This is a genomic window from Pleionea mediterranea (assembly GCF_003148745.1).
GTDB classification, from domain to species: Bacteria; Pseudomonadota; Gammaproteobacteria; order Enterobacterales; family Kangiellaceae; genus Pleionea; species Pleionea mediterranea.
In genome coordinates this window covers 24,154-35,856 of the sequence record NZ_QGGU01000013.1, presented here as the reverse complement: position 1 = coordinate 35,856, position 11,703 = coordinate 24,154, and the positions used below count along the sequence as shown (strand labels likewise).

Sequence of the window (11,703 nt, the reverse complement as noted above, 5' to 3'; positions counted from 1 at the left end):
ATTTTATCTTGCCCGACACGGTGAAACCGAATGGAATCGTATAAAACGATTGCAGGGCCGACTCGACAGTCCATTAACCGAGCAAGGCATTCAACAGGCTAATGATCTGGCAGCATCAATGACGAATTATTCGGTTGATGCGGTGATCACGTCACCATTATTACGCGCCAGACGGACTGCGGAAATTTGTCAGCAACAATTAAATGTCCCATTCTTGTTAATGATTTTTTGCAGGAACGTCATTTTGGTGACTGGCAACAACAATTGTTTGATGACTTAACCAATCTGCCTGACTTTGAAAATATTTTTAATAAAAACAGTTTACATAATTTACTGTTTTTCAAAACTATATAACCGTATCTAAAGAGTGCTAACATATTATGAACAATCTAAAATATTTATTATTAACTATTAATCTTTTTTTAATAGCGAATTTATCAGCTACTCCTAATCCAAACCGGACTATCCACATAGCAGGTTTAGGGATGGGGCATTGCAATATAGGAGGCATATTAGATACAGGTATACCACCAGTATTTCAAACCTATTCGAGAAATTTAATAAAAACTGGTGAAATGACTTTAGGCGACGCGATTAATTACTGTGGTCATCCTAACATTGAGTATGGTACAAGCGCTAAAATTATACTTGGTTCAGATAATATTTTTGATAGACCTGTATTTATAATTGAAGGATATGATCCTTATAATCAAGAAAACTTAAATTCTTATTGGAATAACTACGGTTTATCTTCCGTTGGCAATGATCTTTTATCTGCGGGAAATGACCTTGTTTTTATTAACTTTAAAGACTCATCAACGGCACTGGAAGACAATAGCTTCAACTTACAACTTTTAATCAACTACATAGGAAACGAAATTAATAATAGTAATCACAACATGTCTGTCTTGGGCTTTAGCATGGGTGGTGTTATTGCACGTATGGCTTTAGCAAATATGGAAAAAATAAATGCTGACCATAATGTTTCACTATATATATCTTATGATGCCCCACACCGTGGCGCTAATGCGCCAATTGATATTATTAAACAAATTAACCATATTGAAGATAAGGTAGATATTACTGGTTGTGGTCTTAGCAGTAAATGTCGAGATGTACGCAATAAATTACGATACGAACAAGTACGCTGGAAATCTATGGCAGCTCGACAAATGTTAATTACAGGTGATAAATCTAAAGAATTTTATAGTAATTTGCATAATAATATTGGTTACCCATCAAACCTAAGACTTGTAGCTTTTTCTAATGGAAGTGGTAATGGTATTAAATTACCTAACCTATATGATGGTAAAGAAATTATGAGATACACAGTTGATTATAAAGGAATTCTTCAAGGTAATAATGCTACTTATCAATTAAAATCTCATGACCTTGATAATGATTACAAAGGCTATTTTAATTATTCAAGCAAATATTTCGATAAAGCTCCTGGCGGTACATCAGATAGTTTTTATAAGATTTCAGATAAACTAAGTAATCAAGATAAAATATATATGCATTACTACTCAGGTGATAGAAATCATAGTTTTGTCCCAACGGTAAGCGCTTTAGATTTACATACTACAGATTTAAATGCTTCTACAGAAAGTTACTACACGCCTTTTGATAAAATTTATCATGCTGGGAATAATAACTATTCACATACAAGTATTATCCATCACAAAGATAATATTTTAAACGAATTAAATAATAATATCGCTATCGATGAACCTTCTAATATAAACCCGATCGCAAAATTTGACAGCATTACACTTGAAACATATGGATCTTCACTATTAAATCTTGTAGCAAATGATATAGATAGTAATGGTGATAACTTAACAATTGAATCTTTCACACAACCCGCAAACGCCATTATTACTCAAATAAGCGACTCTAGCGTTAAAATAGAAGCAAAAAGGTATCCTTTAACTTCCACATTCACTTATATTATAAATGATGGTAATGGTGGCACTTCAAGTGCTGAAGTAGAAGTGAATTTGCTTCCGCCAATAAATGAATGCCGTATAAATAACAGAGATTATATCTGTCGAATTAATGAGCAAATACATTAAAAGCAAAGTAATTTAATTTTCATTGGTTTCACTATGTCACCTAGTAAAAATAAAAATGTGTTTTATCTTGCCCGACACGGTGAAACCGAATGGAATCGTATAAAACGATTGCAGGGCCGACTCGACAGTCCATTAACCGAGCAAGGCATTCAACAGGCTAATGATCTGGCAGCATCAATGACGAATTATTCGGTTGATGCGGTGATCACGTCACCATTATTACGCGCCAGACGGACTGCGGAAATTTGTCAGCAACAATTAAACTGTCCCATTCTTGTTAATGATTTATTGCAGGAACGTCATTTTGGTGACTGGCAACAACAATTGTTTGATGACTTAACCAATCTACCTGACTTTGAAAATATTTTCTTTCGGGTAACCGACCATTGCCCGCCGAATGGCGAATCCGCATTGCAAGGTGCCAAACGATTGCAGCAGGCTTTAACCGATTTGGCGCAGCAGTTTACCAAACAACAACTGCTCATAATCACCCATGGTGATTTATTAAGAAGTTTTCTCGCACAATTTAATCGCGATGCTTTTTGTGACGCCTACAGTCAATACGGCAACGGTCGTTTCTTTAAAGTTGAATATTCTGCGGCGACTCAATTATTTTCTCTTAGCAATAACTAATGTTTAACCCTGATTTAGCTTTTAATAATTTTCACTTGCTAATTCCTTTGTTAACTCCTTTCGCTGTCATAATCATTGCCCTGTTGCTGGATAAGTTATTCGGCGAACCATCTCGCTTTCATCCGTTAGTTGGCTTTGGTCATTGCGCGAATTTTTTACAATCGAATATTAATCGACAACCCGAGAGTAAATTTCTATCGTTATTATTAGGGACATCAGCAACAATTTTATTAATCTCTATTCCTGCGCTATTTATTTTTATTTTGTATGATTTATTCGCTGACTCTATTTTTCTAACCTTGGCAGTCGATTCTCTGGTGCTTTACTTTGCCATAGGTTTAACCAGTTTAACCGACCATGCCATGCAAACCTACAAAGCTCTGGCCAAGGATAACTTATCATTGGCACGACACTATTGCGGTTATATGGTAAGCCGGAATACCCAACATCTGGATGAGCCTGACATCAGTCGGGCGATCAGCGAGTCTGTGTTAGAAAATGGACACGATGCGGTGATTGCCAGTTTATTTTGGTATCTGGTGGGCGCTGCGCCACTGGTGCTTATTCACCGACTGGTGAACACGCTGGATGCCATGTGGGGTTACAAAAACCAACGCTTTAATTACTTTGGCCGATTCGCCGCACGACTGGACGATGCGATGGGCTGGCCATCGGCAAAAATCACCGCCCTGCTTTATGCCACAAGCGTAATATTTAAAGGTCGTTTTAAACAGTCGCTCTGCAACGCTTATCAACAAAGTAAAACTTACAAAAGTTTAAACGGTGGCTGGTGTATTGCTGCCGGTGCAACCGCACTAAATATTAAATTGGGCGGGGCTTCGCAATACGATGATAAACAAGTGATTAGCCCTGTATTAGGCAGTGGCAATATCGTTTGCCGACAAACCATTGTTAAGGCTGTTCGACTTGTCCAGCAATCAACCCTGCTGTTTTGGTGTGGTCTGTGTCTCGTTAATGTCTTAGTGATTTGTTCACTTTATATTTTAGAAGGCTGATACAATGTTAAATCACGGCGGTCGATTAGCAACGATTTCACAGCAGTACCCCAACGTTGATCTTAAATGGATTGATCTGTCGACGGGTGTCAGTCCCGATCCTTATCCTTACGCTTATTATCCCAACTCTAATTTAAAGTCTAATTCAAACTTCTATCCCTATTCAGATCAACCACTTGATAATACGCTCGATAATTCTACTTACCACCACTTACCGCAGCAGTCGCCTGATCTATTATCGATATCAAGAGATTATTATCTTAAAGCGTCGCCCGTTGCTCACCAGTGGCCTAATCCTATTATCGCCAATGGTAGCCAACAGGTTATTCAAAGTTTACCTATTTTGTGGCAGCAGGCTCATAGTGTAGAAACAACAAAAGATACTTTAACTTACCAGAAAGCGACGGTTTGGTTACCAAGAGTCGGGTATAAGGAACACGAGTTTTGTTGGCGACTAATGGGTCATACCATTAAGCATTACCACACGCTTTCTGATATCACTATTAAAACGAATACCGTGGTGGTTGTGATCAACCCGAATAACCCAACCACCGAACTGACTTCTATGGATGACTTATTGGCTTTAGAAAAAAACCTGGAGAAGCACCAAAGCTGGTTGATTATTGATGAAGCCTTTATGGACAGTTTTCCCAGTCATTACTCGCGATTGTCGCAACCGATTTCAAATAACACCTTTGTGTTGCGCTCACTGGGCAAGTTTTTTGGTTTGGCGGGCCTTCGTGTTGGCTTTGTTTGGTGCTCCAATATTTGGAACAACAGGCTACAGCAACATATTGGCCCTTGGCCTGTGTCTGGTTTGTCCCTAAAGTTGGCAGAAAACGCACTGGCCGATATACGCTGGCAAAACCAACAAATCATTAATTTAAACAAGCAATCCATTGCTCTGGAAAAATTGTTGTCGGAATATTTTCATCAATGCAATACAAGGGTTGTACTGAAACGCTCGCATTTATTTGTTACGGTTATGTTAGACAACGCATCGAAAACTTTCGACGCATTATGTCACAAGGGGATATACGTGCGTTTATTCGATTGCCGAAGTGGCTTGCGTTTTGGGTTGCCGAATAACGATGAACTACAACAACTCAAACAGCGCTTACTCTAATACTAAAATTTAACCGCGATTGATGATGCTTATGCAACAACCGTTAAATACGTTTGAACATTTCCAACATCCGGCTTTTGCAGCCGATGGCTGGCATAAAAACGGATTAAACATGCAGCATGTGTTTGATCGCGCCGCTCTGCCAGAAAACTTACTTCAACCGCTTGCACAATCAACGCTTAATGCGAATGATTACAACCAAGTTATTTTAATTGCCAGTGCCGGTAAAACACTGTGGCGGGCGATTCATGATCACTCTAACGAATACGAAAAGGATTCGTTAGCGAGCAGCGATCATCCGGTGGATGAATTTAGCCAACAGCAATTTAACCAGTATATGAGCAAGCATGCCACCGATGCAGATTACAAAATTATTTACCCAAAACACCAACCGCCCTTTTTTCATTTAAACCTACAAAGTTTTGGCGAACTCGCTGGATGGCATCATAGCTCACCGTTTAAAGTTGGTATAAATTCGGATGCTGGCTCCTGGTTTGCCTATCGATTGCTGGTACTCGCTAATTCAAGCTTTGAACCATCAACACCGGTTCATACAACATCGCCTTGCAAAACCTGTATTGAAAAACCTTGCGTGAGTATTTGCCCTGCAAAAGCGCTGACAAAACAAGGCGATTACGACTGGCAAAGCTGTTTTGCCTATCGCAAACAAACGGATTCATTGTGCCGTGATCGCTGCCTGGCAAGAATGGCGTGCCCAATTGCCAAACAGCACCAGTACAGCGAGCAACAAATTCAATATCACTACAATTTATCGCGCAAACATTTGCGCTAGTATTATTAATTCAGGTGAAATAGCGTGTCCGTTTATAAGCTTTGCTTTTTTGACTGTATAAACATCACTTTAACCAATATCATACTTAGTAATACCAGAATTGATGACGTTGCCAAAAAGGGTTCTAAGGTTTCACCGCTGACATAGCCGCCGTACATCAGGTATAGGCATATCACCACCACTAAAGTTCCCACTTGATGGCTGTAAAATTGGAGCTTTGCCAGCATCGGTTTCGGTTGAAGTAACCAGAGTTTGTAACAGGCGCCATAAATAAACGACACCACCAAGCCAATCAGCATAATGTGTGCGTGAGTCACCAGCTGGCCATGATTATGGGTAGCGGCCATATGAATACCCAAGATTAACCCTAGAATACCGTAGCCTAATCCGGTCATAACGAGTTTACGATCCATTGTATTGCTCCTTTTTATTGTTGTGCTTTTGTATTGTTATTTTTTCAATTCCTCAAGCTATTATTTTCCATTGCCGTTATCTGTGCAAGTTTTAATCAGCTTACAACCTTGGGATCATTTTAAGATGACTTCTAGTCGCCTCATTAATACGTTAAAGTAAAACCCTAATAATTAAACTCAAATCTGTAATGACCAACAGCCTATGATGACCCTCGATTCCATCAAGCAAGCGCAGCAACGCATTGCACCCTACATCAACAAAACGCCAATTGTTCAGTCGAGCCTGTTAAATGATTGGCTGGGGCATCGCATTTATTTTAAAGCCGAATGCCTGCAAAAGATTGGTGCCTTTAAAGCCCGTGGTGGCTGTAATGCCGTTGCGCATCTGCTTGAGCAGGGCAAGCAGCCGAAGCGCATAGTTGCCAACAGTTCCGGCAATCACGCTCAGGCAATTGCCTGGGCCGCCCGTCAATTTAATATTCCGGCCACCATTTATATGCCGAGTAATGTGTCGAAAGTTAAGGCGCAGGCCACCGCAAGTTATGGCGCCGATATTGAATTATTGCCCACACGCGACGCAGTGGACACAGCGGTACAAAACGCCGCCGAAGATCCCGATGTTTACTGGATCCCGCCGTATAATCATAACGATGTTATTGCCGGTCAGGGCACTGCAGCGTTTGAAGCCGTTAACGAGCTGAACAATGTGGATGCGGTTTTTGCGCCCTGTGGCGGCGGCGGTTTAATCTCTGGAAGTTACATTGCCACTAAAGGGCTTTCGCCCCACACTCGGGTATTTGGTGTTGAACCTCTAAACGCCAATGATGCAGCCGAGTCTCTGCGCAGCGGTACTATTCAATCACTCAAATCCGCACCCGATACTTTAGCCGATGGCGCACGCACCCCTTCTGTCGGCAGCATTACTTTTGAATACCTGAAACAACTCGATGGGTTTTACGAAGCTGATGAAGCATCCATTATTTACTGGACCCAATGGTTAACTCATTTATTGAAGCTCACCATAGAACCCACCAGTGCCATGACAATGTTTGGCGTGGTTGAATGGTTAAAAACACAATCAAGCGCTAAAGAGGTGGTTGTCATTTTAACCGGTGGTAATCTGGATGCCGACAGTCGCCGCAAACTGTGGCAACAAGACGCACTGACTCAACTACCCAGTCTAAACCTTTAACCCATCACTCACTTGAGAGCCAATTATGAGTAAAAAAGATAAAGTCAGTGATAAAACAGTTGCTGAATCATTAGCCGTCGCAAAAGCAACACAACGACCCGGGCAAACAAAAGAACAAACCAAACTGATCGCTCAGGGGATCCAGAAAGGCATTGAGCATTATAAAAAACAACATAAAGCGAAATTGCGTGAGCAAGATAAGCAGCGTAAAGCAAAACAGAAATCCAGCCATCAATCGACTGAAAGCTCTTCCCACTCAAACGATTCGAAAAATTATTCCAGTCTAATTCCTTGGGCACTGCTGGTTATCAGCTGGATTGGTTTTATTGTTTATTTTTTACAAACGACTTGAAAGGTTGTTTATTAGATTTGATTGTTCAAAAGGTTAACCGCTAAGGAATTTATATGATTGTAAGAGTATGGAAAGGCTGGACCACACCAGAAAATGCCCCCGTGTACCAGGCATTATTTTGCAATGAAATTGCGCCAAAATTAACCAAAGACATTAAAGGCTACATCAGCACTCGTTTACTTAAGATTAAACGAGACAATGAAGTGGAGTTTACAACCCACTTTTATTTCGATTCGATTGACTCCATCAAACATTTTGCCGGTGATGATTATACCCGAGCGGTAATTCCTGATGAAACCAAAGCGGTGCTAACTCGATACAACAGTCATGCAGAGCATCATCAGGTGATCGTTTAATTTATGAAATGATTTTTAAAATAATTGTCCGTAATTATTTGAATGATATAGCTGTGATCAGTTCTCAAACGTGCGGGCAATCACAAAACAAAATAATCTTTTAATTGTGTGCAATATTACCGCAGCTTACTTGTTGTGCCGAGATATCCAAATCCTTACACTCCGCGGCTCTTGAAAACTCTAGTTGAGTTTTGTTTCCAGTCTGCAAGGAGTTAGTATGTTATTCAATTCATTTTCACCACGACCGATCGCGGCTCTTGTCGCATCAGTGCTTGCTGTTGGTTTCCAGTCGAACCAATTAATGGCCGCTGAAACCAATTCTACCAACAAATATAACCCCGATGAAAAAATCGTTATTACCGGCTCTCGTATTAAACGTACGGAAGTTGAAGGTGCTGCAACTGTTGTGAGTATGTCTGCAGAAGAAATGCAGGAACAGGGCTTCACGACTCTTTTTGAAGCATTAGGCTCTTTTACATCGGCTACGGGTAGTTTTGTCGGTGAGCAGTTTGCTTCTGGTTTTCAGGCTAATGCACAAGCTTTGAACTTTCGTGGTTTAGGAGCTGGACGAACGTTATATTTATTGGACGGAAGAAGAATTGCTGATTACCCGTCGCCCTATAATGGTGAAAGCAACTTTGTTAATTTAGCCCATATACCTCTGGCCATGATTGAACGGGTTGAGGTAATGGCAGGCGGAGCATCTGCTATTTATGGTTCAGATGCTATGGCTGGTGTGGTTAACATAATCACTAAAAAGAATTTGGCATCCCAGACATTAACGGCGCGAATTGGTGAAACAGTTGAAGGTGGAGCTGACTCAAAGCGAGTTCAGTGGTTTGGTGGTGTAGAAAAAAAGAACTTCAAGAACTTATGGGCTATAGAGGCTTATGACTCAGAACCTCTATTAGGTTCTGATCGCCCCAGCATTGGTTCAAATGAAAGCTCACCATCTTTAGGAATAGCATCAGCTTTCTTTTCAGATGGATTACCCTTTTATAACATTGATCAAGATACTTGTGATGATTTTGGATATACACAAGAAACTTACGACGTTCGAGGAAATGAAGGTGCATTTTGCGTCAGTAATATAGACCAATATAAAACATTAAAAAATGATCGTACTCGTTATAACTTATTTGATCGTATCTCCTTTGAACAAGGAGACTACGACGAATTATATCTGGAACTTCATTTATGGACATCTGAAGCGAAAAGTAATTCAGGACCGTTATTCTGGAGTACGACCCGGCCAGTACAAGTGAATGATGCTAATGGCCAGCCCGCTTTTATTTTTGACTACTTTAGAACGTTTACACAAGATGAGTTTAATGATAACTCGGCCAAACACAAAGAAAGCGGTGTCGATATTCAAATTGGATACAGCGGCTTTAATGATAACTTTCAGGACTATAAAATAGTTTTCTCCCATAGTTTTCAAGATTCAACGGAAACACGAAAGCTGCTTAAAGAACGTGATACCAATGAGTTTTTCATAGGTGACTTTCAAACCACTCAGTTCAACTCAGATTTAATAGATATTTCAACTTTGGTTGATGTTTTCCAGGTTAATGACAACTCAGACTTTGATCGTTTATTTCGTCAACTATCCGCTTCAGAAATTAATAATCTAATAGGGGAAGATGAGTCAGATCGATATAGCTCTATATCGACACTGTCCTTTACTTACTCAGGCGATCTTTTTTCAATGAAGCATGGCGCGGCTCAGTTTGCCACAGTTATAGAAGCCTCTCGTAAAGACTATGAAATCGAACTTCATCCCCGTACTTTAAACCAGAGCGGTAATGGTTGGTTTGGTTACACAGATACAGAAGGTAAAGGAACTCGAAACAGTTATGGACTTGGCATTGAAACACGTTGGCCTCTGTTAAAGAATTTACATTTAACAGCAGCAGGTCGGCTTGATAAGTATGATGATAAAACAGCAGTAGATGATGCCTGGACATATAACCTCGGACTTGAATATCGTCCTGTAGAAGGTTTGTTATTTCGTGCGACTGCAAACTCTAGCTTCCGGGCTCCAGATATGCATCTCGTCTATGCCGGTAGTGGAGGTGCTTTCTATGGTAGTGATACTTTCGCTGTTACAGAAGGAAGTTTGGAACTTGAAGAGGAAACTGGAAACTCGCAAACACTCGGCGTTGTTTACGAACCAACAGATAACCTGTCCTTATCTGTTGACTTATATCAAATAGAATTAGAAGGATTAGTTGAATTTGAAAGTGCTTTTTCTCTGAGAAACAACTTTATTAACTGTGTTAGTGATGATGCCTTTGAAGAAAACAACCCTGATTTATGTGCGTTTGCTAATGAACGAGTAACATTTGATGGGACTCAGTTTACAGTTGTAACTAAGCCAATAAATACTGCTTATCGCTTACAACAAGGTATAGACTCTAGCTTTAAGTATAGTTTAGACACAAACCTTGGTCGTTTTGCATTCACTGCAAACCACACTAATGTACTGAAAAGTGAGCGGCAGGTATTTAAAAGTGATGATATTAATACTAATTGGCGTAATGATCGTGCTAACTCCGATTTAAGAAGCCGCTTTCGTAGTAGTGCTACTTGGGAAAAGAACGACTGGCGTGTGACATTAATGTCAAATCGACTGGGAACAGTTAACAGCTTTAATGGCGGAGAACGACTCGATTCCTGGACGACTTATAATTTATCGACCAGTTATTATTTTAATTTGAACTTCTCAGTCGATCTTATCGTTAACAATTTAACTGATGAGTACCCTCGCATAGAAAGTGGTCGTAGCTGGCCTTACTTCAATACAAATCATTACAATGCAATGCGTCGTGGCTGGTTTATTGAAGGACGTTACGAGTTCTAAATTAACTCAGGTTAATTAGAAAAAATGTGGCAACTACCAAAAGCAGCTCACTTAAGGTGAGCGGCTTTTCTTTTTCTAATAAAGTAACAACCAATATTTTAAGATGGTCAATCTTTAACACCGTATCTAATAGTTTTAATAACTTTAATATCCTTTTTAAATTATAGGCCTCTAGTTATTTATAGTTGTCTCGTTACACGGTCGACTGAATTGATTTATTTTCACTTTCTTGGGTTAACAAAAACAAACCTAACCAAATAAACCAAACAATTTGCGATACACCAAATATTTCAGTAAATAGTTCGTCAGGATAAATAGTTGCAATACCCGCTATACCTACAAGCAATCCAAGATAATTAAGTTTCCGCGGCAACCAATCCGCTTGTATAGCTGCGACACTAATCAATAGAACCCAAAGTCCGCCAACTAATTCATTTCCGCCACCAATACTTTCTGTTATCACTGAAACGATCATCCACATATCAAACGCTTTATCGGGATTTGCATCCATCAAGTCTATTGCATGAGCAAGTCCGATATTTGATATCATTCCACTGGCTATAACCAGACCAATCCAAATGACTCCAAATAAAGATCCAATGGTAACTACAGGATTACTAGTATGTTTAAGCTTCTCATACATACCAATAACGAGCACTGCCAGAAGAACACCAAATACCACGTACATTAGGAAATAGATCATTGAAAATATCAGTTGATTTTCTGCCAGGTGTGTCATTTTTTCTAACGGACTGCCATCGATGGGGTATGACCAAAAAGCACCAAAGTATACAAAAGCGACAATATAGATAAGCCCCTCAGAAATGGCCGAAACTCCTGCTAATTTTTGAAGACTTTTCATTCGATAACACTCCGTTTTCTTA

Annotated in this window: 12 protein-coding genes; 10 read left to right on the top strand and 2 right to left on the bottom strand. The window is 39.8% G+C overall.

Annotated features, from left to right (window positions below; genetic code table 11):
- The 6 genes from C8D97_RS18200 to C8D97_RS15900 form a co-directional block, all read left to right on the top strand.
- Positions 1-280: histidine phosphatase family protein (locus C8D97_RS18200; protein ID WP_170115276.1), on the top strand; the 280-nt coding region annotated here is incomplete at its 5' end.
- A gap of 100 nt (positions 281-380) precedes the next feature.
- Positions 381-2,075: an Ig-like domain-containing protein gene (locus C8D97_RS15920; protein ID WP_109764794.1), complete on the top strand. Its 1,695-nt coding sequence runs from the start codon at positions 381-383 to the stop codon at positions 2,073-2,075.
- Positions 2,076-2,108: 33 nt separating this feature from the next.
- Positions 2,109-2,708, top strand: coding sequence for a histidine phosphatase family protein (locus C8D97_RS15915; RefSeq protein WP_109764793.1), 600 nt, complete (start codon positions 2,109-2,111; stop codon positions 2,706-2,708).
- Positions 2,708-3,724, top strand: a complete 1,017-nt coding sequence (cbiB, locus tag C8D97_RS15910; protein WP_109764792.1) for an adenosylcobinamide-phosphate synthase CbiB — start codon at positions 2,708-2,710, stop codon at positions 3,722-3,724. Before C8D97_RS15915 ends, cbiB begins: the two co-directional genes overlap by 1 nt.
- 4 nt (positions 3,725-3,728) lie before the next feature.
- Positions 3,729-4,850: an aminotransferase class I/II-fold pyridoxal phosphate-dependent enzyme gene (locus tag C8D97_RS15905; RefSeq protein ID WP_109764791.1), complete on the top strand. Its 1,122-nt coding sequence runs from the start codon at positions 3,729-3,731 to the stop codon at positions 4,848-4,850.
- Between the two features lie 31 nt (positions 4,851-4,881).
- On the top strand, positions 4,882-5,643 hold the full coding sequence (locus tag C8D97_RS15900) for a ferredoxin family protein (protein ID WP_146196167.1): 762 nt from the start codon (positions 4,882-4,884) through the stop codon (positions 5,641-5,643).
- A 32-nt stretch (positions 5,644-5,675) separates the two neighbouring features.
- Here the strand turns inward: C8D97_RS15900 and C8D97_RS15895 are convergent, their stop codons facing one another.
- Positions 5,676-6,056: a TonB-dependent receptor gene (locus tag C8D97_RS15895; RefSeq protein WP_109764789.1), complete on the bottom strand. Its 381-nt coding sequence runs from the start codon at positions 6,054-6,056 to the stop codon at positions 5,676-5,678.
- A 202-nt stretch (positions 6,057-6,258) separates the two neighbouring features.
- Here C8D97_RS15895 and C8D97_RS15890 point away from each other — a divergent pair, with 202 nt between their 5' ends.
- The 4 genes from C8D97_RS15890 (at position 6,259) to C8D97_RS15875 (ending at position 10,819) form a co-directional block, all read left to right on the top strand.
- On the top strand, positions 6,259-7,248 hold the full coding sequence (locus C8D97_RS15890) for a serine/threonine dehydratase (protein ID WP_109764788.1): 990 nt from the start codon (positions 6,259-6,261) through the stop codon (positions 7,246-7,248).
- A 25-nt stretch (positions 7,249-7,273) separates the two neighbouring features.
- Positions 7,274-7,600: a DUF2956 domain-containing protein gene (locus tag C8D97_RS15885; protein ID WP_109764787.1), complete on the top strand. Its 327-nt coding sequence runs from the start codon at positions 7,274-7,276 to the stop codon at positions 7,598-7,600.
- Positions 7,601-7,653: 53 nt separating this feature from the next.
- The gene (locus tag C8D97_RS15880) at positions 7,654-7,956 is read left to right on the top strand and encodes a putative antibiotic biosynthesis monooxygenase (RefSeq protein WP_109764786.1); all 303 of its coding nucleotides are present in this window, start codon (positions 7,654-7,656) and stop codon (positions 7,954-7,956) included.
- Positions 7,957-8,173: 217 nt separating this feature from the next.
- Complete coding sequence (locus C8D97_RS15875) at positions 8,174-10,819, top strand: TonB-dependent receptor plug domain-containing protein (protein ID WP_109764785.1); 2,646 nt, start codon at positions 8,174-8,176, stop codon at positions 10,817-10,819.
- Positions 10,820-11,012: 193 nt separating this feature from the next.
- Here C8D97_RS15875 and C8D97_RS15870 read toward each other — a convergent pair whose 3' ends face one another.
- Positions 11,013-11,681, bottom strand: coding sequence for a DUF4386 family protein (locus tag C8D97_RS15870; RefSeq protein WP_109764784.1), 669 nt, complete (start codon positions 11,679-11,681; stop codon positions 11,013-11,015).
- Positions 11,682-11,703 lie beyond the last annotated feature (22 nt).